This is a genomic window from Streptomyces xanthophaeus, assembly GCF_000725805.1.
Taxonomy (GTDB): domain Bacteria; phylum Actinomycetota; class Actinomycetes; order Streptomycetales; family Streptomycetaceae; genus Streptomyces; species Streptomyces xanthophaeus.
Genome location: NZ_KL647136.1, coordinates 88,502 through 112,104, shown reverse-complemented (window position 1 = coordinate 112,104; position 23,603 = coordinate 88,502). Strand labels below are relative to the sequence as shown.

The following is a 23,603-nucleotide window of genomic DNA, read 5'->3' as shown; positions in this document are numbered from 1 at the left end:
CCCCCGGCTGTCCCCTCCGGGCGTCTCCCGTCGGCCGCCGTCCCGGCTAGTCGACCTCGGCGACCGCCTGCGCGAACTGCGCCGCGTACAGCCGCGCGTACGCACCGCCCGCCGCCAGCAGCTCCGCGTGCGTGCCCTGTTCCACGATCGAGCCGTCCTCCATGACCAGGATCACGTCCGCGTCGCGGATCGTGGACAGCCGGTGTGCGATGACGAAGGACGTACGGCCGTGCGCCAGGCGCGCCATCGCCTTCTGGATCAGCACCTCGGTACGGGTGTCCACCGAGCTCGTCGCCTCGTCGAGCACCAGGATCACCGGGTCCGAGAGGAACGCCCGGGCGATCGTGATCAGCTGCTTCTCGCCCGCGCTGACCCCCGCGCCCTCGTCGTCCAGCACGGTGTCGTAGCCGTCCGGCAGCGTGCGGATGAAGCGGTCCGCGTGTGCGGCCCTGGCCGCCTCCTCGATCTCGGCGCGCGTGACCTCGCGCGAGGCCCCGTAGGCGATGTTCTGCGCGATCGTGCCGCCGAACAGCCAGGTGTCCTGGAGCACCATGCCGATGCCGCGGCGCAGGTCCTCGCGCGTCATCTTCGCGATGTCCACCCCGTCGAGGGCGATCTCCCCGCCCGTGACCTCGTAGAACCGCATCAGCAGATTGACCAGGGTGGTCTTGCCCGCCCCCGTCGGGCCGACGATCGCGACCGTCTGGCCCGGCTCCACGTCCAGCGACAGGTTCTCGATGAGCGGCCTGTCCGGCTCGTAGCGGAAGGCCACCTTGTCGAGCGTGACCCGGCCGCGCACCGCCTCGGGACGCTCCGGGACCTCGACGTCCGGTTCCTGCTCCGGCGCGTCGAGCAGCTCGTAGACCCGCTCCGCCGAGGCGACGCCCGACTGCACCAGGTTCGCCATCGAGGCCACCTGCGTCAGCGGCATCGAGAACTGCCGCGAGTACTGGATGAAGGCCTGCACGTCACCGATCGACAGGGTGCCCGAGGCGACCCGCAGTCCGCCGACGACCGCCACCAGCACGTAGTTGATGTTCGACAGGAAGGCCATCACCGGCTGCATGAGGCCACTGACCAGCTGCGCCTTGAAGGAGGCCCGGAACAGCGCCTCGTTCTGCTCGGCGAACAGCTCCGCGGACTCCTTCTGCCGCCCGAAGACCTTGACCACCGTGTGGCCCGAGTACATCTCCTCGATGTGCGCGTTGAGGGTGCCGGTGCTCTTCCACTGGGCCACGAAGTGCGGCTGCGACCTCTTGCCGATCTTCGCCGCGACGAAGACCGACACCGGTACGGTCACCAGCGCGACGAGCGCCAGCAGCGGCGAGATCCAGAACATCATCGCCAGCACGCCGACGATGGTCAGCAGCGAGTTCAGCAGCTGGCCCATCGTCTGCTGGAGCGTCTGCCCGATGTTGTCGATGTCGTTGGTGGCGCGGCTGAGCACCTCACCGCGCTTCTGCTGGTCGAAGTACGACAGCGGCAGCCGCGACAGCTTCGCCTGGAGCTCCTCGCGCATCCGGTACACGGTGCCGTTCATGACGTGGTTCGACAGCCGCGTCGCGACCAGCATGAGCAGGCCGGCCAGGGTGAAGACGACCAGCGCCCAGATCGCCACGACCCCGACCGCACCGAAGTCGATGCCCTGGCCCGGGGTGAAGTCGGTGCCGGACAGCATGTCCGCCATGCCGCCCTTGCCGTCGGCGCGCAGCCCGTCCAGCGCCTGCTGCTTGGTGATCCCGGCCGGCATCTCCCGGCCCACGATCCCCGCGAAGACCAGGTCGGTGGCCTGGCCGAGGATCTTGGGACCCATCACGGTGAAGGTGACGCTGCCGACGACGGCGACGACCATGCCCCACAGCTTGAGCCGGTCCTCGGCGAGCTGGCCCAGCAGCCGTTTGCCCGAGCCCTTGAAGTCCAGGGACCGTTGGGCCGGTCCCGCCATCATCCGTCCTCCGGGCCCGCTCATGCGGCCTCCGCCTCCGTCAGCTGGGAGAGCACGATCTCCCGGTAGGTCTCGTTGCCGTCCATCAGCTCGTGGTGCCGGCCCACGCCGACGACCCGGCCCTCGTCCAGGACCACGATCCGGTCGGCGTCGCGGATGGTCGACACCCGCTGGGCGACGATGACCACGGTCGCGTCCCCGGTCTCCTGGGCGAGCGCCGCGCGCAGCGCCGCGTCCGTCGCGTAGTCCAGGGCCGAGAAGGAGTCGTCGAAGAGGTAGATCTCGGGGCGCTGCACCAGCGTCCGGGCGATCGCCAGGCGCTGGCGCTGGCCGCCGGAGACGTTCGTGCCGCCCTGCGAGACCGGAGCGTCCAGCCCGCCCTCCAGCGCGGTGACGAACTCCTTCGCCTGGGCCACCTCCAGGGCCCGCCACAGCTCCGCGTCGGTCGCCTCCGGGCGCCCGTAGCGCAGGTTGGAGGCCACCGTCCCGGAGAACAGGTACGGCTTCTGCGGGACCATGCCGACCGTTCTGGCCAGGAGTTCCGGATCGAGCCGCCGGACGTCCTCCCCGTCGACGAGCACCTCGCCGCCGGTCGCGTCGAACAGCCGCGGGACCAGGCCCAGCAGGGTGGACTTGCCGCTCCCGGTGGAGCCGATCACCGCGGTGGTCTCGCCGGGGCGGGCCACCAGGTCCACTCCGCGCAGCACCGGCGCCTCGGCGCCCGGGTAGCGGAAGTCGGCGCCGCGCAGCTCCAGCTGCCCGCGCCGGGCGAGTTCGCGCACCGGCTCGGCGGGCGGGACCACGCTCGACGCGGTGTCCAGGACCTCCTGGATGCGCTCGGCGCACACCTCGGCGCGCGGCACCATCATGAACATGAAGGTGGCCATCATCACGGCCATGACGATCTGCAGCAGGTAGGCGAGGAAGGCCGTCAGCTGGCCGATCTCCATGCCGCCGCTGTCCACGCGCATCGCTCCGAACCAGATGACGGCGACGCTGGAGATGTTCACGACCACGATGACCGTGGGGAACATCAGTGCGAGGAGCTTCCCGGCGGCCAGCGACACCCCGGTCAGGTCGGCGTTGGCCTCCCGGAAGCGCTCCTTCTCGTACCCGTCGCGGACGAAGGCGCGGATCACCCGGTTGCCGGTGATCTGCTCGCGCAGGACCCGGTTCACGGTGTCCAGCCGCTCCTGCATCTTGCGGAACAGCGGCCGCGTCCGGAAGACGATGGCGCCGACGGACACCCCGAGGACGGGGACCACGGCGAGCAGGACGCTCGACAGCTGCACGTCGAGCGAGAGCGCCATGAGGATGCCGCCCACGCACATGATCGGAGCCGCGACCATCAGGGTGAAGGCCATCAGCACCAGCGTCTGGACCTGCTGGACGTCGTTCGTCGTGCGGGTGATCAGCGACGGGGCGCCGAACTGTCCGAGCTCCCGCGCGGAGAAGCTCTGCACCCGGTCGAAGACCGCGCCGCGGACGTCGCGGCCCAGGGCCGCCGCCGTGCGGGCGCCGTAGTAGACGGCCCCCGCGTTGCAGATCAGCTGGACGAGGGACACCCCGAGCATCAGTGCGCCGAAGCGCAGGATGTAGCCGGTGTCTCCGTTGACGACACCGCGGTCGATGATGTCCGCGTTGAGCGTGGGCAGGTAGAGGGTCGCGCTGGTCTGCAGCAGTTGCAGCAGGACCAGCAGCCCGATGGGTTTCCGGTACGGACCCAGATGGGTCCGCAGAAGTCGTATGAGCACGCGCAGGCTCCGGTGGGCAAGATCGGGGGGGAATACCCTCCATCTTGAGCCACACGACGGCCCGATCCCCACCGGATTTCGCAAAGCCCGGTCAAAAGGAGGAGCCCCGCCCAGCGGCGGACCCAGGCTCCCCGTCCCCGTGCCCGTTCGGGCCTGCGGGGCGGCCGCGTCGCTCAGAAGGCCCCGGGGTGGATCTCCTCGCGCGTCGCGATGTACTGCTGACGGACCCCCTGCCACGCCGGGAACTCCTCGCCCGGCTCGAAGACCTGGGCGGCGGGCGTCGGCCAGACCGGCGGGGTGTGCGGGGAGAGGGTGCCGTGCTGCGCCCCGAGGGCCCACGCGGCCTGGCGTGCCGCCCCCAGCGCCGCGTAGTCGGCCGGCTCGGGCACCACGATCTGCGTGCCGAACAGTCCCGGCGCCGCGGCCTGTACGGCGGGCAGCCCGGCCGCCGCGCCGAGCAGGAACACCCGGCGGATGCCGACCCCGCGCGAGCGCAGCACGTCGAGCGCGTCCACCAGCCCGCACAGCATGCCCTCGAAGGCGGCCCGGGCCAGGTGCTCCGGCTTCATCGAGTCCCGCCGCAGCCCCGTGAGGGTGCCCGCGGTGTGCGGCAGGTTCGGCGTCCGCTCGCCCTCCAGGTAGGGGAGCATCACCAGGCCGTGGGCGCCCGGCGTCGACTTCAGTGCGAGGTCGGAGAGCCCCTCCAGGTCGGTGCCCAGCAGCTCGGCCGTGCCGCGCAGGGCCCGCACGGCATTGGAGGTGTTCACCACGGGCAGGTGCATGCCGCCCGCGTCGGCGAGGGAGGTGATCAGGCCGCCCGGCTCCGACAGCGCCTCGTGGTGCACGGCCATCACGGAGCCGGACGCACCCAGCGAGACCACCGCGTCGCCGGGTCCGACGCCCAGTCCGAGGGCGGCGGCCATCGTCTCGCCGGTACCCGCGGAGATCAGCAGCCCCTCGGGCGTGGTCCCGGCGGCGTCGGCCGGGCCGAGCACCTCCGGCAGCAGCGCCTGGTGCCCGAGGGCCAGTTCGACCAGGTCGGGGCGCCAGGAACCGGTGGCCGCCGACCAGTACCCGGTCCCGGAGGCGCCGCCCCGGTCGGTGGTGCGGCGGGCGGGCCGGCCCAGCAGCTGCCAGACCAGCCAGTCGTGGGGGGACAGCAGTACGGCGACCCGGCGGGCCGCCTCCGGTTCGGCGCGGGCCAGCCAGGCCAGCTTGGCGAGCGGCTGCGCGGAGTGCGGGACCGAACCCACCGCGTCCGCCCAGGCGTGCCGGCCGCCGAGGGCCTCGACGAGGTCGGCCGCGGCCACCTGCCCGCGCTTGTCGTTGCCGACCAGGGCGGGGCGGACGAGACCGCCCTGGGCATCGAGCGGCAGCAGGCCGTGCTGCTGCGCCGACACGCCGATGGCCTGTACCCCTTCGAGGAGCCCGCCGCCGGCGGCCTCGCCGAGCGAGAGCAGCCAGGCCTGTGGATCGGTCTCGTGGGGATGCGCGGCGGAGGGGTCCCCGGCGGGCTGCGGATGGGGCGCGTAGCCCTGGCGCAGCACGGCACCGGTTTCGGTGTCACAGACGACTATGCGAGTGAAGGCGGAAGAACTGTCCAGCCCGGCGACTATCCCCATACGGAGAATTCTGCCGCACGCGAGCCCGGTCTCCACCGTCCCGGAGCCCCCGGAGATCACAAGGACCCCGGGAGCATCGCGGACTCCGGCACTCCGGTAGTCCGGGTCCAGGGGTGGTCCAGGTCCAGGGGGCCCGGAGCCCTTCCGGGCTCCGGGCCCCGCGGACCTCAGGTGTTGCTGGTGCCCCACTCGTCCTCGGCGCCTCCGGCGGCCCGGTCGCGCAGTCCGCGCACCCGCCCGGCCAGGGACACCGGGACGGCGTCGCCGACCTTCTCGCTCACGGCGGCGAAGGCCTTCCCCGCGAACGCGCGCCCGTTCTGCCCGGCGCTCTCGGCGGCATTGCGCACCACCGGGTTCTGCGCGAGCTCCCGCGCGGACTTCTTCAGCTGCTCGTACCGCTCGCGTCCGGCCCGGGTCCCGAGCACGTACCCGAGGGCCAGTCCGACCGCGAACGTGACCTTGTACCGCATGCCTGTCACCCTTCGTCGTGTGGTGCCCGGCCTGCTGTCGATACCGATTGGCGGAGCACCCCCCTGCTTGCGCTAATCTATGACTCGCAACGGGCGCTCGCCCCCCGGCAAGGCCGGAGGTGGGCTGTTCGATGCACCGCAGCAATCCCCTGTAGCTCAATTGGCAGAGCAGCCGGCTGTTAACCGGCAGGTTACTGGTTCGAGTCCAGTCGGGGGAGCGCGGTCCCCTGTAGCTCAATTGGCAGAGCATTCGGCTGTTAACCGGAGGGTTGCTGGTTCGAGTCCAGCCGGGGGAGCAGGAGAGAAGAGGAGACCCCAGCGGGTCTCCTCTTCTTTTTTCTTCTTTTCCACCCGCGTCCTGGAACCGGGCAGCCCTCAGCGCGGTCTCTCTGAACAGGCGAAGCCGATCATGCGAGGCATCCGAGGCAGGAGATCGTATGAGCGGCTATGCTGCGGCAGACGGCGCGCACACATGTACGCGCCACGCCGTGAAGGGGCGGTAGCTCAGCCGGTTAGAGCAGCGGACTCATAATCCGTCGGCCGTGGGTTCGAGTCCCACCCGCCCCACCGCTTCGCGAGCATGCAGGAACGTTCTTACCTGCGTGCTCGCGATTTTTTTGTGCCCCGGGTGTTCCTCGCTGGCCCCCCGGTGCCCCCGCGCGCCGGTGATGAGGGTGCGGGGCCGATCGAGCCGCTCCGGATGTGTAGGACCGCACTGGCCGGGCAGTCGCCTACACGAGGGTTGGATACCTCCACAGATCAGGGGCTTTGCCCATTTCGCGAGATCGGCGGACACCATGATCGTCCTCGGAATCATCCTGCTGGTGGTCGGCTGGCTGACCAGCATCTCCATCCTGTGGACCATCGGGCTCATCCTCGTCGTCATCGGGATCATCCTGTGGATCCTGGGAGCCGTCGGGCACTCGGTCGGCGGACGGAAGCACTACTACTAGCCGTCCCCGGCGATCGCACCGCCCCGTCAGCGGCCTTCGGCCGTGTGAAGCCGCCGGAAGGCGTGGCGCAGCGCACGTTGCAGTGCGTCGGGGAGCGCTTCGCCCTCCGCGCTGGAGACCAGAGCCGCAGCCACGTCCCTGAGCTTGACGTTGCGGTGCTGCGACACGTCCACCAGCAGGTCCCAGGCTCTGGCGCCGGAACACGGCGCCAGAGCCATGACCATGCCCTGTGCCTGGTCGATCACCGCGCGGCTCTCCAGTGCCCTGCTCAACTGCTCGACCTCGGCACGCAAGTGGAGGACCTCGGCGGTCGGCTCACCGTCCGCCGGCGAAGCCGCCTCCGTCGAGGTCCTCGGCGCTTCGTGGATCGTGATCGTTCGATGCACCACGCGTACCTCGCATCACAGTCATCGCGTCCGGCCTGACACAGGTTCATCGGATGGGCTTGGCTGCCAGGGGCTGGGGCCGCACCGGGGAGCGTAGCCCCGGCCGAGGGGCGCGGGCATCGCCTTGGCGGACCCTGCCGTCCGGTGCCGGTGACTACGTGAGGTCAGGCGGCCTCGGCCATCACCTGATCGCGCAGGGACGCGCAGATGCGCCTCAGCCGGCGGGAGACGTGCATCTGGGACATGCCGAGCTCTTCGCCGATGCGGCTCTGCTTCATCTCGCAGAAGAACCTCAGGTAGAGGAGCCTGCGGTCACGCTCGGGCAGCGCCCGCAGCAGGGGCCGGACCGCCTCCCGGTCGACGACCAGGTCGAAGCCGGGGTCCGCACGGCCGAGGGTCTCCGCGAGCGGGTATTCACCCTCGGCGCGACTGTGCGCGGCTTCCATGGACAGGGTCGTGAAGCTGTGCAGCGCCCCCTGGCCCGTCCGTACCTCCAGCTCGGTCAGGCCGGTCACCGCGGCGATCTCGGAGACCGCGGGGCCGTCGCCGTCGAGCGGGGGGCAGAGTTCCCTGTCGGCCGCGCGGACCTGGATGCGCAGCTCCTGGACGCGTCGCGGAACGTGCACCGCCCAGAGGTTGTCGCGGAAGTGCCGCTTCACCTCGCCGACGATCGTGGGGATGGCGAAGGCCTCGAAAGCGGTGCCGAAATCCGGGTCGAAGCGGGAAACCGCCTTGATCAGGCCCAGTTGGGCGACCTGCCGGAGGTCTTCGAGGGGCTCCCTGCCGTTGCTGAACCGCCGGGCGAGCCGTGCGGCCATCGGCATCCAGGCGCACACCACTTCCTGGCGCAGCGCGGACCTCTCCGGGCCCTCCGCGAGGGACGCGATGCGGCGGAACGCGGCCGCGGTGTCCGGGTTGTCGTCGTGGGGATGCCTGCGCCGGATGCTGTTCATACCTACGTGCGTCATGAGCACGCGTCTCCCTGGCTCGGTGGTCGACACTCACCGTGGGAGCGGGCAGGAGGCAGCGGGCTGGGGGCGAGGGTTGCTCGCACGGCGCGCCTCCGGTCCGAAGCACACCGAGCGGCTTCCCCGGTGACGGGACCCCAAACCGGGTTCCCCTCAGAAGTCGGCGGACCGTCCTCCGGGCGCCGTGTCCCCGTCATCCGTGGGGCGCGTGTGCGCGGCGCCGCGACGCGTCCCCGCGCAGCGGCCGGGGGTCCTCCGGGAACGTGGGTGGCCCCTGCGGGACGGGCCCCGTCACGAAGGGCGGGGCGGTTCGCGGCGCGCCGCGCCGCCCATGACCTGCCCGGACGACCGCAGGGGCGGGCCCGCCGTACATGGCGGACCCGCCCCTCGGCGCCGGAGCGCGCAGGTGCGGGCGGGGTGGGCTGGGGTGCGGCTGGGGTCAGAAGTCCTCCGTCTCCTCCGTCAGGTGCCGCAGCACGTCCGTCAGGTCCTGGCGGCGGGCGAAGGCCGCGCGCTGGCGGTGGGCCCCCGACCCGTTCCGCAGCAGGCCCGTCATGGTCCTGGCCGCGTGGTCGAGGTCGCCGGACTGGGCCAGCTCCGGGGCGACGAGGTCCAGCAGGGCCTCCGCGAGATCGGCCGCGGGGAGTTCGGTTCCCGTGTACGGGTCGAGTCCGAAGCCCTCCAGCCCGTCGTGCGCCGCCCGCCAGCGCGCGAGGCGCAGTACGTCGTCCCGTACGGCCGGCTCCGGACGCCGCTCCGCGATCTCCCGCAGGGCCGTGGCCACCAGGGCCCGGGCCAGTTCGGCCTGGAGGATCGCCGCGTCGATGTCGGGGGACATGTCGGGCGCCCGGATTTCGAGCGTCGGCCAGTTCCCGGACGGGCGGAGGTCCCAATAGACCATCTTGGTGTCCAGGGCCGCCCCGGAGCCGAGCAGGGTCTGCACCGAGCGCCGGAAGTGCGCCGTGGACGTGAAGTGCGGGGGCAGCCCGGCGGAGGGCCAGCCCGCCCAGGCCATCGCCCGCCAGCTCGCGTGACCGGTGTCCCGGCCGCCCCAGAACGGCGAGTTGGCGGCCAGCGCGATCAGCGTGGGCAGCCAGGGCCTGACCCGGTTGGACACCGCCACCGCCGTGTCCACGTCGAGGGTGCCGATGTGGATGTGGCGGCCGCAGCTGACCAGGGTGTCGGTGAGCGCCCCGAAGCGGCGGTGCTGCTCGCGCTGGCGCGGCTCGTCGTCGGTCAGGTGCAGCGGCCCCTCCACGGCCACGACCGGCGAGGGTGCGGCCAGCAGCCGGCAGCCGTGGGCGCGGGCCGCCCGGCCCAGGGTCCGCCGCAGTCCGGCGAGTTCCTCGCGCAGGGTGGCCGCGGAATGCGCGACCGGGGTGGATATCTCCACCTGGTAGCGGGTGCCCTCGGGATGCAGCTCGCCGGGCAGCCCGGCGGCCGTGGCGAGGACGAGCGGGGCGGCCGGGACCACCCGGAAGGTCCGGGCGTCGACGAGCAGGAATTCCTCCTCGACACCGACGGTGAGGGGAAGAGTGGTGCGCACCGTGTTCTGGGCGGTGCCGGTGCTCGTGGTGCTGTTGCCAGGTTCGATCACTACGCCTCCCTGGACATACGAGTCTTTTCATCATGAGCTGAACGGGAGGCGTGGAGCGTACGTCGATTCGGTCAAATCGCCTCTGGCAATGGCGAGTTACCGGCAAGACGGGCCCGCTCTGGGGCCGGGGGTCCGGGTGGGGAGACTGGTACTGGTGTGCGGACGGGGGCACGGACCCGGAAGCGGAGGCGGGGTTGGCCTACGCGTCCACCGGCTCGCGCGTGCGGGGGCCGCTGCTGTCGGGGATGCCGGCCGCCGGGGCGGCGACGGTGGCGGGGTTCTACGGCCAGGCGCACCTGACGCGGCACTTCGGGCGGATGTGAAGGGGAGTTGGCCGGTTCGTTGCCTTCGTGTGGCAAGGTCTTCCGTTTTATTTCGATTCGCCATATGACGGTTCGGCAGTTGTACTCCACCCGTCCACCCGTCCACCCGTCCGCCCGCCGAACCAGAAGGAAGGCCTCCGTGCGCCTTCGCACCCTCACCACCGCCGCCGTGGCCACCGCCGCGCTCTCCGGCGTCCTCGTACCGCCCGCCGCCGCGGCCCCGAAGGAGGACCGGGCCTGCTCGCCCCGCGTCTCCGTGGCCGGCTACTCCGACGCGCTCGACAAGACCACGGTCGACGGCCGCCTCGTCGGGGGCATATCCGGCCTCGCCGTCGACCGCGACGGCTCGGTCGCCGGAGTCTCCGACCGGTCGGTGCTGTTCTCCCTGAAGGTGGGCCGCGGGGACACCCCGGCCGCCCGGGCCACCGCGCAGCTCCCGCTGACGGACGGCGCCGGGAAGGCCGTCGACTCGGAGGGGATCGTCGTCGACCGCGACGGGACCTACCTGGTCACCGACGAGTTCACGCCCGCGATCCGGCGCCACGGACGGGACGGCGCCGTCCTCGCCACCCTGCCGGTCCCGGACTCCTTCCGACTCGCCCCGCAGGGACGGGCCGCCGCCAACCAGACCTTCGAATCACTGACCTTGCTGCCCGGCGGCCGCACGCTGGTCGCCGGCCTCGAAGGGCCGCTGGCCGGTGACGGCGAGGACGCGCAGGGGCGGACCCTGCAGCGCGTCCAGACCTGGGAGCGGCGGGGCGGGGAGTTCGTCCTGGGCCGCCAGTACGCGTACCCGGTCGACGCGGGCCACGGGCTCGTCGAGCTCGCGCCGACGCAGGACGGCCGGCTGATCGTCCTGGAACGGGGCTTCACCCAGCAGTTCAAGATCACCGCGAGGCTGTACGTCGCCGACCCGCTGGGCGCGACGGACACCGCGAAGACGCAGACGCTGGCGGAGGGCCCGCGGCTGCGCGTCGCGCGCAAGACGCTGCTCGCCGACCTGGACGGCTGCCCGACGCTCGGGGCGCCGTCGAAGCTGCCGCAGAACCACCCGCTGGTCGACAACATCGAGGGCATGGTGGTCACCGGACACGAAGGCCGGGGCCGGGTGCGGCTGCTGCTCGTCAGCGACGACAACGAGCTCGCCCAGCAGGTGACCAGGCTCTACCGGGTCGACGTCAGGCTGCCGGACCGCCGCCGCTAGGTCGTCTCTGATGCCTGAGCCGTCTGCGCCCCGGGTTCCACGATCCCGCGGGCCACCCCCAGGGCGACCAGGTCCTGGGGGCGGATGCGCAGCTGGTCCGCGGTGGCCGGAGCCGCCTGCGGGGGGCGCTTGAGGATGGCCGCCGCCAGTTCCGGGGCGATCACCGAGAAGTAGCTGTCGGGGGTGACCCAGGTGTTCCCCGGCGCGGCCAGCGCGAGGGCGCCGCCCGAACCGCCCTCGCCGATCAGCAGGCTCGTCACGGGGACCGTGGCCCCGGCCAGCGCGGCGAAGGCGTCCGCGATGGCGGGTCCGGCGCCCGCGTGCTCGGCGGCGGCGTCGTTCGCGGCGCCCGGGGTGTCCACCAGGGTGAGCACCGGGATGCCGAGCCGGTCCGCGAGGCGCACGACCCGGGCGGCCGTACGGTAGCCCGCGGGCCGGGTGGCGGTGCCGCACTGGGCGGCGTACGCCACCGGCCGGCCCTCCCGCAGCCCGAACCCGCACAGCACGCCGGGGTCCCTGCCGCCCGCCCGGTCCCCGGACAGGGGCAGGCGCAGGCCGAAGTAGGAGTCCAGGTACGCCTCGGCGCGCGGCCGGTCCGGGTGGCGGGCCTGGAGGACGGCGTCCCAGCCGGTCTCCGGCGGCGGTACGCAGGCCAGTGCGGCCGGGGGCGCGACGGGCCCGGCAGTCCCGTCGGCCCCGGGCGCCCCCAGCAGCCGGAGCCAGCCGGCCAGGGTGGCGGGGAGCTCCGCCGGGGGCACGACGGCGTCCACGTGCCCGGCGGCGTACTGCCCCTCGGCGCAGTAGGCCGCCGGGTCGGCGTCCGCCGGGCGCACCCGGGACCCCGCGAAGCCGACCTGCGCCCCGGGCAGGGCGAGGACGACATCGGCCCCGGCGCCCAGGGTGGCCCAGCCGCCGCCGGTGGTCGGGTCGCGCAGGACCGCGATCTGGGCGAGCCCGGCCGCCCGGGTCAGGACGCACTGGCGGGCCACGCGCTGGAGCTGCGTCAGGGCGAGCATGCCCTCCTGCATCCGCGAGCCGCCGGTGGCGACGAGCGAGACGAGGGGGAGGCGGTGCTCCCGGGCGTGGGTGTGGGCGGCTTCCAGCAGGTCCCCGGTGCGCTCGCCCAGCGAGCCGCCGAGGAAGCCGAACTCGAAGGAGACCACGGTGGCTTCGCGGCCGCCGAAGCGGGCGGTCCCGGTGACCAGGGACTCCTGCTCACCGGTGCGGGCCGCGGCCCGGGCCCGGGAGTCGTCGTAACCCGCCCAGGTCAGCGGGCCGTCGGGCGGGGACTCCGGACGCGGTGCGGGAAGTTCGGCGAAGCTGCCGGGATCGGCAACCGAGGCGATGGCCGCACGGGCCGGAAGACGGGTCGTCGTCACCCCGTCAGCCTAGGGCGTGTCCCGTCGGCAGGGCGGGACCGGTGCGCGCGCGGGGCGGGATCCGGCCCACCGGCGGGACGGCCTTCAGGCGGTGTCGCGCTGCTCGATCCGGGCCGGCGGTCGCAGGGCCGACTCCCAGGTCGTCGTCGTGCCGCGGGTGCCCGGCCCGGTGCTGCCGTCGTCCGTCACGGTCAGGCGGACCCGGGACGGGTTCGCGGCGACCTTGACCTCGATCGAGGTGACCCCGCTGCGCCGGTGCGCCGCGGCGAGCGCGCCGCGCAGGGCCGCGAGCAGTTCGGCCGCCACCGGCTCCGGGACCAGGGCGTCCACCGCGCCGGCGAAGTGCACCGACGGCTGGAAGCCCAGCAGGACCGCCGCCCCGCCCGTTTCGCGCATGACCCGGCCGCGGAAGGACGTCGGGGCGTCGGACGGAGGCTGCTGGAGGGCGAAGATGGCCGTCCGGACCTCCTGGATGGTGGAGTCCAGCTCGTCGACGGCCCGGCTGAGCTCCTCGCCCACCGTGTCCCCGGACGGCGCGTTCTCGGCCCTGCGCCGGGTGCTCTCCAGCATCATCTCCGTCGCGAACAGCCGCTGGACCACCAGGTCGTGCAGGTCCCGTGCGATCCGGTCGCGGTCCTCGTACACCGCCAGCTGTTCCCGGTCGTGCTGCGCGTCCGCGAGGACGAGGGCGAGCGCGGCCTGGTGGGCGAACTGCGAGGCCAGCAGCCGGTCCACGGCGTCGTACGGCCGGCCGTCGCGGCCGCGCGGCAGGGCCAGGGTGCCGATCAGCTGGCCACCGCTCTGGAGCGGGAGCATCATGCTGGGCCCGAACCGTTCCCGGACGTGCGTGGTCATCCGGGGGTCCGTGGCCGAGTCCTCGATGAAGACCGGTTCGCCCCCGAGGAGTTGTTCCAGGACCGGCGAACCGGGGGCGATCGCCGTCCCGACGAGGTCCCCGGGGTCGCCTTGGGTGGACGCGGCCACGATCTCCATGCCGCCCTCCGGGGTCGGCTGGAGCACCACCCCGGCCTCCGCGTCCGCCAGCAGTCGGGCCCGCTCGGCCACGCAGCTCAGCGCGTCCGCCGCGGGGCGGCCCGCCAGCAGGGTCGTGGTCACGGCGGCGGCGCCCTCGATCCACCGCTCCCGGCGGCGCGCGGTCTCGTACAGCCGGGCGTTGCCGATGGCTATGCCCGCCTGCGAGGCCAGGACGCGGACCAGGGCCAGGTCCTCGTCGGTGAAGGGGCCGTCGCCCCGCTTCTCGGCGAGGTAGAGGTTGCCGAAAACCTCGGTGTGGACCCGGATCGGGACGCCGAGGAAGCTGCGCATCGGGGGATGGCCCGGCGGGAGTCCCACGGACCTCGGGTCCTGGGTGATGTCGTCGAGCAGGAGCGGGCGCGGGTCGTCGGCGAGGACGCCGAGCAGGCCGGAGCGGCCGTCCGGCAGGTGGGGGAGCGCGGCGCGCTCGGCCTCGCTCATCCCGGACGTGAACAGCTCGGTCAGCCGGGCGCGCTCGGGGTCGATGACCCCGAGCGCCGCGTACCGGGCCGTGCACAGCTCGGCCGCCGATTCCACGATGTGCTGGAGGGTCGAGCGCAGCTCCAGCTCGGAGCCGACGCTGAGCACCGCCTCCAGCAGGACGGGCAGCCCCGACTGCGCCGGATCCGGCTCCTGCTGTCCGGCCGCGGGCTGCGGGTCCGTCATTCGGACAGCGGGTTGAGGACCATGGGGGCGATCTTCCCTTCGAGCATCGCGCCGAGACCGAGTACGGCGCACACGTCCGGCCGTTCCGCGATGGCGACGGGCATGCCGGTGGCGTCGCGCAGCATCTGGTCCAGGCCCGGCAGCAGGGCGCTGCCGCCCACCATCATGATCCCCCGGTCCGTCAGGTCGGCGACCAGGTCCGGCGGGCAGTCCCGCAGCACCTTGCCGATGCCGTCGATCACGGCGGTCAGCGGGGTGTGGATGGCGTCCCGTACGGCCGCGGTGTCCACCTGGACGGAGCGGGCCAGTCCGGTGGCCACGTCACGGCCGTGGATCAGGGTGGAGGCGGGGCCCTGGGCGGTGATGCCGTTGCCGTGCAGGGCCAGCTGGAGCGGGCGGACGGCCTGGCTCGGCAGCATCAGCTCGTGCGCGTGGCGCAGGTGCTGGACCACGGCGTGGTCGATGGCCTCACCGCCGATCGGAATGCGCTGGGCGGTGACGATCGAGCCGAGGGACAGGACGGCCACCTGGGTGGCCGCCGCCCCGCACACCATGATCATCGTCGCGGTCGGCTGCTCCACGGGGAGGCCGCAGCCGACGGCCGCGGCGATCAGGGTGTCGACCAGCTCGACGCGCCGGGCCCCGAGGCCGACCAGGGTCTCCACGGTCGCCCGCTGGGCCAGCGGGTCCGCGTCGTGCGGGGTGCAGGCGGCGGCCCGCAGCCGGGGCTTGCGGCGCAGCGCGCGCCGCAGTTTCTCGCCGAGCAGATGGCGCAGCATCCGCTGGGCCATCTCGATGTCGACGACCGTGCCGCCGGAGACGGGGCGGACGACCCGGATGTAGTCGGGCGTGCGGCCGGTCATCCGTTCGGCGAAGGTCCCGACGGCGATGAGTGCGCCGGTCCGCGTGTTCACCGCGGCGACGCTGGGCTCGTCGACGACCAGGCCGGCGCCCTTGACGTACACGCGGGTTCTGGCCGCACCCAGGTCGACGGCGACGTGGCAGCGGCGCAACTGCTCAAGACTGACGGTCACGGCAGATCCTCCCGAGAGCGCTGACGCAAGGGACCGGCGGAATGCCGATCGCTTTTCATATCATCTCGGACATTTGGGTCTGTGCGCCCGTTGAGCTGCTCCGGGCGGGGGTGCGCGGCGCCTGCATGGGGGTGGATTTCTGTACCGACAGGCACCACCATGCGCGCACCGCACGCGCTACTCACGCGTAACAAGGTAAAGGGGACTAGATGCTGACGGCCCGCCAGAGACTGCTGGCACTCCTGACACTCTGCCTGGCGCTCCTGGCGCCCTTCCCTTCCCATGCCGCCGACCGGGTCACCGGCCGCGCCGCTGACCAGGCATCATCACGCAATCCGGTGGTCTTCGTACACGGTTACAACGCCGATCCGGGGGTCTGGGGGAGCCTGCGCGAGGACCTGCGGACCGCCGGGTACGCCGACTCGGAACTCTTCTCCTGGGGTTACGACACCCACCAGTCCGTCAACGAGGTCCTGGCCGGGCGCCTCGGGGCGTACGTCGAGGACGTCCGCCGGCAGACCGGCGCCGCGCAGGTCGACGTCGTCTCGCACTCCTTCGGCTCGCTCGTGAGCCGCTGGTACGTGAAGTTCGGCGGCGGCGCGGCCGCCGTGGAGCACTGGGTCTCGCTGGCCGGGCCCAACCGGGGCACCTCCACCGCCTGGGCCTGCGCCCTGTGGGACCAGGCCTGCCGGGACATGACCCCCGGCTCGTACGTGGTGAAGAACCTGAACGGCGGCGACGAGACCCCGGGCGCGGTGAAGTACGCGACGTTCTGGTCGAACTGCGACGAGGTCGTCAACCCCGACGACAGCGTCCCGCTCACCGGGGCCGCCAACACGCCGGTCGGCTGCCTGAAGCACAATGACCTGCTCGGCGACGACGCCACCTCGGCGGGCGTACGCGCCTTCCTCGCCACCTAGGCCGACGCCTGGGCCGGCACCTAGAGCGGCTCCCGGGCCGCCTCCTGGTCAGCATCCTCTACGCAGGAAACCCGCTGGAGCAGGCCGTACGTGAACTCCGCCACGTACGGCCGCCCCCGCGCCGCGAACGCCAGCCGCCAGCGGGTCGGCGCGGTGCCCTCCATCGGGCGCACCGGGGAAAAGGCCCGCGCCACCTCGTCCACCGTCGCCGACCAGGGGTGCAGGTCCTGCGGCGAGGCCAGGACGGGCCCCGGCGCCCCCGGCGCCCGCACCAGCCACTCGTTCCACACGGCCCCGTCCGGCGCGGCCAGCACCTCGAAGCGCAGGTCCGGCCAGAGGGGCACCGGCCACAGCAGGGCCTCGCACTCCAGGTCGCCGATCCGGCGGGCCGAGGCGGACTCCGGCGGGCCGAGCACCGAGCGGTAGCGGGCCAGTGCCCCGCGTGACCTCGGCGAACGGACCATGGCCTGCCAGCGCTTGTTGGCCTCCCGCTGCTCCGCGAGCGAGGCGCCCAGCCGGTGGCGGGCGCGTTCGGCGAGGTCGGGCTGGAAGTCCGCCATCCGCCGCAGCAGCACCAGCTGGAAGGCGGCCGGCCCGAAGGCTCCCCGGTGCGGCGAGTGCGCGTTCGCTGTCATGGACGTAACGATTCCACACAGGATCCTTACGTTCCCGGGATACGGATGTTGCCGGGGACCACGTAGCCTGCGGGCGCCATGAACTACTGCCCCGCTTGCCGGAGGCACCTCAACGGCGCACTCGCGTGCGCCGGGTGCGGAACCCCGGCTCAGTACCTGATGCCCGCCGCGCCCGCCGCGCCGGACGTGATCGCCGCGCCCTACGTGCCCTACGGCGCGGAGGACGTCCCCGCGCAGCACTCCACGCTGGCCGACGTCTACGCCGACTCGCTCGTCGTGCTGTCCGGTCCCGGCGAGCGCAGCCCCGGCGCCCGCCGCCGTGTCGCGCACCGAAGACGGCGCCGGACCCTGCTGACGATCGGTCTCGGGCTGGTGCTCGCGGCCGGTGGTTCCCTGGCCGTGGCCCGGATGGCCGCCGACGGTGAGGCCAGCGACCGGGCCGCCACGGTGGTGCTCACCGATGACGCCGCCCCGCAGAAGCCCGTTCCGGCTCCGGACGCGCCGACGAGTGGTGCGCCCTCGGGCAAGGGGGCCGCGAAGGCCTCCGGCAGCGCGAAGCCCGGCGCGGGGGCCACGAAGTCCGCCGGGGCGGGCAGCGCCTCCCCGGCCGTCACGCAGCCGGGGCCGTCCGCCTCCGCCTCCGCACCCGGGCCTTCGGGTTCCGCGTCCGCGTCCCCCGGCCCTGGGGGCACCACCGGGCCGACCGTCTCGGGTCAGCCCTCGCCGACCGGTCCCGGCGGCGTGCAGCCGCCGCCCCCGGCGCCGCCGAAGCCCACGCCCACCCCCACGCCGACGAAGAGCTGCGTGCTCTGGATCTTCTGCGGATGAGCGGCGGGGCCGGCCCGGCATCCGCTCGGGTCAGCCCAGCATCCGCTTGAGCAGGTCCCTCAGGACCGCCCGCTCGGCCGTGCTCAGACCGGCCAGCGGCTCGCGCGCGAAGTCCAGCGACTCGCGGAGCCGGTCCGCGGTCTGCAGGCCCTCCTCGGTGGGGGCGGCCAGTTTCACCCTGCGGTCGGCGGGGTCGGGGCGGCGCTCCACGAGACCGCGGGACTCCAGGCGGTCGATGATGCCGGTGATGTTGGAGGGCTCGCACTTCAGCTTCTGCGCGATGCGGCGCATCGGCAGGGGCTCCAGGGAGAGCAGCCCGAGCACACGGGCCTGGGCTCCGGTGAGCTGATGGCGGGCCGCGGCGTGCTCGTACTCCTCGTGGTAGCGGGCCACGACGTCGCCGATGAGCTCGACGACCTCTTGGGTCACTGGGTCTGCGCGACGACTGGGCATGGAAACAGCGTACCCATTTACTTGACAACATGAAATATCCAGGCGCATGGTTGTTTCAGTTGCTGAAGCATTTCCGTGAAGCACCGTCTTTCCCCCAGGAGCGCCGCATGTCCGAGATCCCCGCCGTCAGCCGCGAGTGGCACCTCGTCCGCCGTCCGCAGGGCTGGCCCGTCGCGGAGGACTTCGCCCTGCGCGAGGTGCCCGTGGCCGCCGAGCCCGCCCCCGGCCGGATCCTCGTGCGCAACCTGCACATGTCCGTGGACCCGTACATGCGCGGCCGGATGAACGACGTGAAGTCCTACGTCCCGCCGTTCCAGCTGGACAAGCCGATGGACGGCGGCGCGGTCGGCGAGGTCGTCGCCTCCTCCGACGAGCGCTTCGCCGTCGGCGACCACGTCCTGCACGGCCTGGGCTGGCGCGAGTACGCCGACGTGGACGCCAAGCACGCCACCAAGGTCGACGGCGCCCTCGCCCCGCTCTCCGCGTACCTCGGCGTGCTCGGCATGCCGGGTCTGACCGCCTACGCCGGGCTCTTCGAGGTCGCCTCCTTCAAGGAGGGCGACTCGGTCTTCGTCTCCGGTGCGGCGGGCGCGGTCGGCAGCCTCGTCGGGCAGTTCGCGAAGATCAAGGGCGCGTCCCGGGTGATCGGCTCCGCCGGCTCGGACGAGAAGGTGACGCTCCTCACAGAGAAGTACGGCTTCGACGCCGCCTTCAACTACAAGAACGGCCCCGTCGGCGAGCAGCTGAAGGAGGCCGCCCCCGAGGGCATCGACGTCTACTTCGACAACGTCGGCGGGGACCACCTGGAGGCCGCCATCTCCTCCCTGAAGGTGCACGGCCGGGCCACCCTGTGCGGCGCGATCGCGCAGTACAACGCCACCGAGCCCACCCCCGGTCCGCGCAACCTCGCCCTGGTCATCGGCAAGCGCCTGCGGCTGCAGGGCGTCCTGGTCGGCGACCACACCGGCATCCAGCAGCAGTTCGTCCAGGACGTGGCGGGATGGCTGCGCTCCGGCGAGCTGCGGTACGACGAAACGGTCGTCGAGGGCGTCGAGAACGCGACCGCTGCCTTCCTCGGCATGCTGCGCGGTGAGAACACCGGAAAGATGATCGTTTCTTTCACCGGTTAGGCTCACTCCACACCGTTGCGACCGTGGGCGCGAGTCGCGGCGATTACCAGGAGGATCTTCTTACATGTCCATCCAGCAGTCCGATGTCGCGTACACCGCTGTCGCCACCGCCGAGAACGGCCGTGACGGCCGCGTCGCCACCAGCGACGGCCAGCTCGACGTCGTCGTGAACCCGCCGAAGGAGCTCGGTGGCAGCGGCGCCGGCACCAACCCGGAGCAGCTGTTCGCCGCCGGCTACAGCGCCTGCTTCCAGGGCGCCCTCGGTGTCGTCGCCAAGAACGAGAACGCCGACATCTCCGGCTCCACCGTCACCGCCGAGGTCGGCATCGGCAAGAACGACGACGGCTTCGGCCTGATCGTCAAGATCTCCGCCGTGATCCCGAACGTGGACGCCGCCACCGCCAAGGACCTCATCGAGAAGGCCCACCAGGTCTGCCCGTACTCCAAGGCCACCCGCGGCAACATCACCGTCGAGCTCGCCGTCTGATCCGGCCGCAGCTCAGTGAAGGCCGCACCCCCGATGGGGGTGCGGCCTTCGCCGTAAACTGGCCACATGAGTGATCTTGCGGGGGGCTTCCGGTATCTGCTGGCCGGACAGCGATGGGTTTTCGGGCACGGCCGCTGGCTGGGATTCGGGCTGCTGCCCGGACTCGTGGCCCTCGTCCTGTACGCCGGTGCGCTGATCGGGCTCGGGTCCGGAGCCGACGACCTGACCGCCTGGGCCACCCCGTTCGCCGACGACTGGTCCTCCCCCTGGCTCGGACTCTTCCGCGGCTTCCTGACCGCCCTGCTCTTCGGCCTCGGGCTCTTCGTCGCGGTGATCACCTTCACCGCCGTGACCCTGCTGATCGGCCAGCCGTTCTACGAGTCCCTCTCGGAGGCGGTCGACCGCAGCGAGGGCGGTGAGGTCCCCGAGTCCGGGCTCTCCCTCTGGACGGAGCTGTGGATCTCCGCCCGGGACAGCGTCAAGGTGCTCGGCCGGGTCCTGCTGTACGGGATCCTGCTCTTCGCCCTGGGCTTCATCCCGGTGATCGGGCAGACCGTGGTCCCGGCGCTCGGATTCTGCGTCTCCGGCTACTTCCTGACCCAGGAGCTCACCTCCGTCGCCCTCCAGCGGCGCCGGGTGGACCTGGCCGAGCGGCTGGTGCTGCTGCGGTCGCGCAGGATGCTGGTGCTGGGCTTCGGCGTGCCGCTGGTACTGGCCTTCCTGGTGCCCTTCGTCGCGGTGTTCCTGATGCCGGGCGCGGTGGCGGGCGCCACGCTGATGGCGCGGGACCTGATGCCGGCCGACGCACCGCAGGAGCGGGCGGACGACGCGGACCGGGCGCACGGGGCGAACGGGGCGCACCACACGAACCACGCACACCACACGACCCACGCGGGCCACGGCGGGCCCGCGGGTCATGCCGGTCAGGCCGCACCGCAGCAGGCCAAGGGCTTCGGCCCGCCGCCGCCCGGCTTCTAGGCCGCCGTCGTCGTAGCCGCCGCCCGGCCGGCGTCCCGCAGCAGCGTGAGGGCGCCGGCCGTGTCCTCGCCGCCGTGCGCGGCCGGGTCGGCGGCCAGCCGCCGCCGCATCAGCTCCAGGTAGGGGGAGATCAGCTCCGCGCTGACCCCCTGCTCCTCGGCGGTGCGCAGCAGGGTCTTGCTGGCGGCCACCTGCATGGCCAGATTGGACACCACCCCGGTGGTGAAGTCCTTCGAGGACAGCCGCCCGGCCGTGCTCCCGACGAAGAAGCCCATCGCGCCGAGCCACTCGGACAGCAGCGGGGACAGGTCCTCGGGAGCGATGTCCTCGCCCTCGATCAGTGCGTAGGCGTGCGAGATCCCGGCGAACATGCCGTACATCGCACTCAGCAGCGCCACGTCGTGCAGGGCCGCGTACCCCGCGTCCTCGCCGACGAAGCGGGCCCCGGCCGGGACCTGCAACGTGTCCCGGTGGGTGTCGAAGAGCGCGCGCGAGCCGCTGTAGAAGACGTAGCCCCCGGCCTCCGGCGCACCGATCATCGACGGCGTGGCCATGATCCCGGCGTCCAGGAACCGGGCCCCGCGGGCCTGCGCCCAGGCGGCCCGGGCCCGGCCCTCGGCCGGGGTGCCGGTGGTCAGGTTTACCAGGTCCTTGCCGGTCAGGTCCACGCCCTCCAGGGCCGCGCCGACGGAGGCGTCGTCCAGCAGGCAGAGCACGACGAGCCGGCCCGCGGCCACCGCCTCGGCCGGGCTCGCGGCGACGGTCGCGCCGTGCTCGGCCGCCGCTGCGGCCTTGGCGGCGGTGCGGTTCCAGACGGTGACGGGGTGCCCGGCGGCGAGCCAGGTGCGGGCGAGGGCCGTGCCCATGTCGCCGAGGCCGAGCAGGGTGAGCGGGGCGAGCGGGGCGAGCGGGGTGGAAGGAGCGGTGATCGGCGTCTGCGGCGTGTTGTCGGTCATGGCGTTTAGCCTGGTGGCAGGCCGTCAGGCACTCAAGTACGCACCTCGAAGTGGGTGGTTACCCCGAGGTGAGCGACCAGGTGGGAGGGGTGTGCGGTGTCGGTGACACGAAGGCCCGGTGCGGACCACTGCGGGATCGCCGCGGCGATGTCCGTGATCGACGGCAAGTGGAAGGTCTCGCTCCTGTGGGAGCTGGAGCAGTGCCCGCGCCGCTTCGGTGAACTGCGCAGGCTGGTCCCGGGGGTCTCGGAGAAGGTGCTCGCCGCGCAGCTGCGCGAGCTGGAGACGGACGGCATCGTGCACCGCGAAGTGTTCGAGGAGGTGCCGCCGCGCGTCGAGTACTCCCTGACCCCCCTGGGCCAGGAGCTGAACACGGCCCTGGAGGCCCTGGGGGAGTGGGGCGCGAGGCACCTCCTGCCCGGCCCGGCTCAGGCGGCGGCCGGGCGCGGCACCACCCACAGCGCCTCCGCGAGGGCGCAGAGCTCGCCGTCCGCGGTGGCCAGCGCCGTGCCCACGGTGTACTTGCGGCCCGAGGCCGTGAGCAGCCAGGCGTAGGAGACGAGCCCCTGCCCGACCGGGACCGGCCGCAGCAGGCGGGCGGTCAGCGCGGCCGTGACCGCCCCCGCCGGGCGGCCGTCGAGGAGCCGTCCTGCGGCGTTCCCGGGGCAGTCCAGCGCGCCCCACACCAGCTCGGGCGGGAGCAGCCCGTCCGCCCCGCCGAGCTCCGGCGCGGGGGTCCAGGCGGCGGCGACCAGCTCACTGCCGGGCACCCGGCCGCAGTGCAGCCGCAGTCCGGTGGCGGGCGTGCGGTCCAGGCCGCAGCCGAAGCAGTCGACCGAGCCGTCCGGCGGGTCCGCCCGGAAGGCCTCGGCCGCTGCCGTGGCCTGCTCCCAGGTGGGGGCGGCGGGGGCGTCCGGCGCCGGCGGCCCGGCGGGGCTCGCGGCGGCCAGCAGCAGTTCCCCGTCGGTCAGTTCGCTGCCGCCGCCCGCGACCGGGGCCAGCCGCAGCGGGGTCCCCGTCGGGACCGGCCGCCGGAAGTCCACCCGTACGCCCTGCGCGACGGCTCGGGCGGCCAGCAGGCCCGCCACGTAACCGCCGAAGGCCACGCCCGGATAGCCGTGCAGCCGTTCCGCCACCGTGATCGTCTCGAAGTCGCTCATGGCCGCCACCCCATCACACCGAGGCCGTCACCACACAGGCCGTACGGTCGTCCGCCTCGGCCAGCAGCGCACCGCCGGGCGCCCACACCGCGGCCCCGCCGCAGCCGGTCCACGGGCCCGCCGGGCCGACGTGGTTGGCGAGGACGACGTACAGGCCGTGCTCCTCGGCGATGGCGGGGTGGACCGACGCCCGCTCGCCGATCCCGTCGCCCGTCCCGTAGAGGGAGCTGGCCAGGTGGACGCGGACGCCGTCCGCCGCGGCCCGGGCGGCCAGTTCGGGGAAGTGGTTGTCGAAGCAGATGCCCACGGAGAAGCGGATCCCGCCCAGTTCGAAGCGCCCGTCGCCCTCCCCGGCCGCGAAGTGCTCCTGCTCGTTCCGGTAGAGGTGCTGCTTCGCGTACGTGGTCACGTGCGCCCCGTCCGCGTCGTGGACCAGGGTGGCGATGAGGGGGCGCGGGCCCGGGCCGGGCAGGGCCACGTTGACCGCGGTGGCGATCCCGGCGGAGCGCAGGGGGTCCAGGCGGGGGTCGTCGGCCGGCGTCCACAGGCCGGGATCGGCGGCCAGCGCCTCCAGCTCGTACCCGGTCAGGGTCAACTCGGGGAAGACGATCAGCTCGGCACCCTGGTCGCGGGCCCGCTCGGCGAGGCCGGCGGCCCGGGCGGCATTGGCCCGCACGTCGCAGGGCAGACAGGTCAGCTGGGCGGCGGCGATCTTCACGG

23 protein-coding genes and 3 tRNA genes are annotated in these 23,603 nt (G+C 73.0%); 12 read left to right on the top strand and 14 right to left on the bottom strand.

The genetic code is table 11. The features are described 5' to 3' along the window. Positions 1-46: 46 nt before the first annotated feature. The 4 genes from IO30_RS0137600 to IO30_RS0137585 form a co-directional block, all read right to left on the bottom strand. A complete protein-coding gene (locus IO30_RS0137600) occupies positions 47-1,969 on the bottom strand; it encodes an ABC transporter ATP-binding protein (protein WP_031150813.1) in 1,923 nt (640 codons plus the stop codon). Continuing rightward, a complete protein-coding gene (locus IO30_RS0137595; protein WP_031150811.1) occupies positions 1,966-3,699 on the bottom strand; it encodes an ABC transporter ATP-binding protein in 1,734 nt (577 codons plus the stop codon). The genes IO30_RS0137600 and IO30_RS0137595 overlap by 4 nt, the downstream gene beginning before the upstream one ends. A 173-nt stretch (positions 3,700-3,872) precedes the next feature. Beyond that, positions 3,873-5,321, bottom strand: a complete 1,449-nt coding sequence (locus IO30_RS0137590) for an FGGY family carbohydrate kinase (RefSeq protein ID WP_031150808.1) — start codon at positions 5,319-5,321, stop codon at positions 3,873-3,875. Positions 5,322-5,488: 167 nt separating this feature from the next. Beyond that, a complete protein-coding gene (locus tag IO30_RS0137585; protein ID WP_031150807.1) occupies positions 5,489-5,791 on the bottom strand; it encodes a hypothetical protein in 303 nt (100 codons plus the stop codon). Positions 5,792-5,936: 145 nt separating this feature from the next. Here IO30_RS0137585 and IO30_RS0137580 point away from each other — a divergent pair. The 4 genes from IO30_RS0137580 to IO30_RS46230 all read left to right on the top strand — a co-directional run bounded on the left by IO30_RS0137580 (position 5,937) and on the right by IO30_RS46230 (position 6,744). Further along, positions 5,937-6,009 (top strand) — tRNA-Asn (locus tag IO30_RS0137580). A gap of 5 nt (positions 6,010-6,014) precedes the next feature. Further along, positions 6,015-6,087 (top strand) — tRNA-Asn (locus IO30_RS0137575). Between the two features lie 197 nt (positions 6,088-6,284). After that, positions 6,285-6,358 (top strand) — tRNA-Ile (locus tag IO30_RS0137570). A gap of 230 nt (positions 6,359-6,588) precedes the next feature. Next, positions 6,589-6,744 (top strand): DUF6131 family protein, encoded by a 156-nt coding sequence (locus IO30_RS46230; RefSeq protein WP_167347312.1) that lies wholly within the window; start codon positions 6,589-6,591, stop codon positions 6,742-6,744. A gap of 26 nt (positions 6,745-6,770) precedes the next feature. Here IO30_RS46230 and IO30_RS0137560 read toward each other — a convergent pair whose 3' ends face one another. The 3 genes from IO30_RS0137560 to IO30_RS0137550 all read right to left on the bottom strand — a co-directional run bounded on the left by IO30_RS0137560 (position 6,771) and on the right by IO30_RS0137550 (position 9,695). Next, on the bottom strand, positions 6,771-7,130 hold the full coding sequence (locus tag IO30_RS0137560) for an ANTAR domain-containing protein (protein ID WP_078904934.1): 360 nt from the start codon (positions 7,128-7,130) through the stop codon (positions 6,771-6,773). Positions 7,131-7,294: 164 nt separating this feature from the next. Next, positions 7,295-8,098 (bottom strand): SigB/SigF/SigG family RNA polymerase sigma factor, encoded by an 804-nt coding sequence (locus IO30_RS0137555; RefSeq protein WP_234321750.1) that lies wholly within the window; start codon positions 8,096-8,098, stop codon positions 7,295-7,297. Positions 8,099-8,537: 439 nt separating this feature from the next. Then, on the bottom strand, positions 8,538-9,695 hold the full coding sequence (locus IO30_RS0137550) for a carboxylate-amine ligase (protein ID WP_051859417.1): 1,158 nt from the start codon (positions 9,693-9,695) through the stop codon (positions 8,538-8,540). A 194-nt stretch (positions 9,696-9,889) separates the two neighbouring features. On the opposite strand from IO30_RS0137550, the gene IO30_RS47790 reads away from it, so the two are divergent. Then, the gene (locus IO30_RS47790; RefSeq protein ID WP_272933198.1) at positions 9,890-10,018 is read left to right on the top strand and encodes a hypothetical protein; all 129 of its coding nucleotides are present in this window, start codon (positions 9,890-9,892) and stop codon (positions 10,016-10,018) included. A gap of 139 nt (positions 10,019-10,157) precedes the next feature. Continuing rightward, positions 10,158-11,222, top strand: a complete 1,065-nt coding sequence (locus IO30_RS0137540; protein ID WP_031150800.1) for an esterase-like activity of phytase family protein — start codon at positions 10,158-10,160, stop codon at positions 11,220-11,222. Here the strand turns inward: IO30_RS0137540 and IO30_RS0137535 are convergent. From IO30_RS0137535 to IO30_RS0137525, 3 genes are all read right to left on the bottom strand, one after another. Beyond that, positions 11,219-12,601: a carboxyl transferase domain-containing protein gene (locus IO30_RS0137535; protein WP_031150799.1), complete on the bottom strand. Its 1,383-nt coding sequence runs from the start codon at positions 12,599-12,601 to the stop codon at positions 11,219-11,221. The genes IO30_RS0137540 and IO30_RS0137535 overlap by 4 nt on opposite strands. An 84-nt stretch (positions 12,602-12,685) precedes the next feature. Further along, the gene (locus tag IO30_RS0137530) at positions 12,686-14,302 is read right to left on the bottom strand and encodes a sensor histidine kinase (RefSeq protein ID WP_051902830.1); all 1,617 of its coding nucleotides are present in this window, start codon (positions 14,300-14,302) and stop codon (positions 12,686-12,688) included. Further along, positions 14,299-15,336: a rod shape-determining protein gene (locus IO30_RS0137525; RefSeq protein ID WP_031150795.1), complete on the bottom strand. Its 1,038-nt coding sequence runs from the start codon at positions 15,334-15,336 to the stop codon at positions 14,299-14,301. The genes IO30_RS0137530 and IO30_RS0137525 overlap by 4 nt, the downstream gene beginning before the upstream one ends. A gap of 209 nt (positions 15,337-15,545) precedes the next feature. On the opposite strand from IO30_RS0137525, the gene IO30_RS0137520 reads away from it, so the two are divergent. Continuing rightward, complete coding sequence (locus tag IO30_RS0137520) at positions 15,546-16,256, top strand: esterase/lipase family protein (RefSeq protein ID WP_031150793.1); 711 nt, start codon at positions 15,546-15,548, stop codon at positions 16,254-16,256. A gap of 20 nt (positions 16,257-16,276) precedes the next feature. On the opposite strand, the gene IO30_RS0137515 is transcribed toward IO30_RS0137520, so the two are convergent. Continuing rightward, complete coding sequence (locus tag IO30_RS0137515; protein WP_031150791.1) at positions 16,277-16,891, bottom strand: hypothetical protein; 615 nt, start codon at positions 16,889-16,891, stop codon at positions 16,277-16,279. A gap of 78 nt (positions 16,892-16,969) precedes the next feature. On the opposite strand from IO30_RS0137515, the gene IO30_RS44180 reads away from it, so the two are divergent. Then, complete coding sequence (locus tag IO30_RS44180; RefSeq protein WP_157853458.1) at positions 16,970-17,719, top strand: SCO2400 family protein; 750 nt, start codon at positions 16,970-16,972, stop codon at positions 17,717-17,719. A gap of 30 nt (positions 17,720-17,749) precedes the next feature. On the opposite strand, the gene IO30_RS0137505 is transcribed toward IO30_RS44180, so the two are convergent. Next, positions 17,750-18,172, bottom strand: coding sequence for a MarR family winged helix-turn-helix transcriptional regulator (locus IO30_RS0137505; RefSeq protein ID WP_031150788.1), 423 nt, complete (start codon positions 18,170-18,172; stop codon positions 17,750-17,752). 107 nt (positions 18,173-18,279) lie between these two features. On the opposite strand from IO30_RS0137505, the gene IO30_RS0137500 reads away from it, so the two are divergent. The 3 genes from IO30_RS0137500 to IO30_RS0137490 all read left to right on the top strand — a co-directional run bounded on the left by IO30_RS0137500 (position 18,280) and on the right by IO30_RS0137490 (position 20,767). Beyond that, positions 18,280-19,302: an NADP-dependent oxidoreductase gene (locus IO30_RS0137500; protein ID WP_031150785.1), complete on the top strand. Its 1,023-nt coding sequence runs from the start codon at positions 18,280-18,282 to the stop codon at positions 19,300-19,302. A 64-nt stretch (positions 19,303-19,366) separates the two neighbouring features. Further along, positions 19,367-19,789 carry an organic hydroperoxide resistance protein gene (locus IO30_RS0137495; RefSeq protein ID WP_031150783.1) on the top strand — a complete coding sequence of 141 codons (423 nt, stop codon included), beginning with the start codon at positions 19,367-19,369 and terminating at the stop codon, positions 19,787-19,789. Between the two features lie 66 nt (positions 19,790-19,855). After that, the gene (locus IO30_RS0137490; RefSeq protein WP_078904097.1) at positions 19,856-20,767 is read left to right on the top strand and encodes an EI24 domain-containing protein; all 912 of its coding nucleotides are present in this window, start codon (positions 19,856-19,858) and stop codon (positions 20,765-20,767) included. On the opposite strand, the gene IO30_RS0137485 is transcribed toward IO30_RS0137490, so the two are convergent. After that, positions 20,764-21,723 carry an NAD(P)-dependent oxidoreductase gene (locus IO30_RS0137485; protein ID WP_031150779.1) on the bottom strand — a complete coding sequence of 320 codons (960 nt, stop codon included), beginning with the start codon at positions 21,721-21,723 and terminating at the stop codon, positions 20,764-20,766. The two genes, IO30_RS0137490 and IO30_RS0137485, sit on opposite strands and share 4 nt — an antisense overlap. A gap of 102 nt (positions 21,724-21,825) precedes the next feature. Here IO30_RS0137485 and IO30_RS0137480 point away from each other — a divergent pair, with 102 nt between their 5' ends. Then, on the top strand, positions 21,826-22,278 hold the full coding sequence (locus tag IO30_RS0137480) for a winged helix-turn-helix transcriptional regulator (protein WP_373316502.1): 453 nt from the start codon (positions 21,826-21,828) through the stop codon (positions 22,276-22,278). A gap of 618 nt (positions 22,279-22,896) precedes the next feature. Here IO30_RS0137480 and IO30_RS0137470 read toward each other — a convergent pair. Then, positions 22,897-23,601, bottom strand: coding sequence for a carbon-nitrogen hydrolase family protein (locus tag IO30_RS0137470; protein WP_031150772.1), 705 nt, complete (start codon positions 23,599-23,601; stop codon positions 22,897-22,899). Between the last annotated feature and the right edge of the window lie 2 nt (positions 23,602-23,603).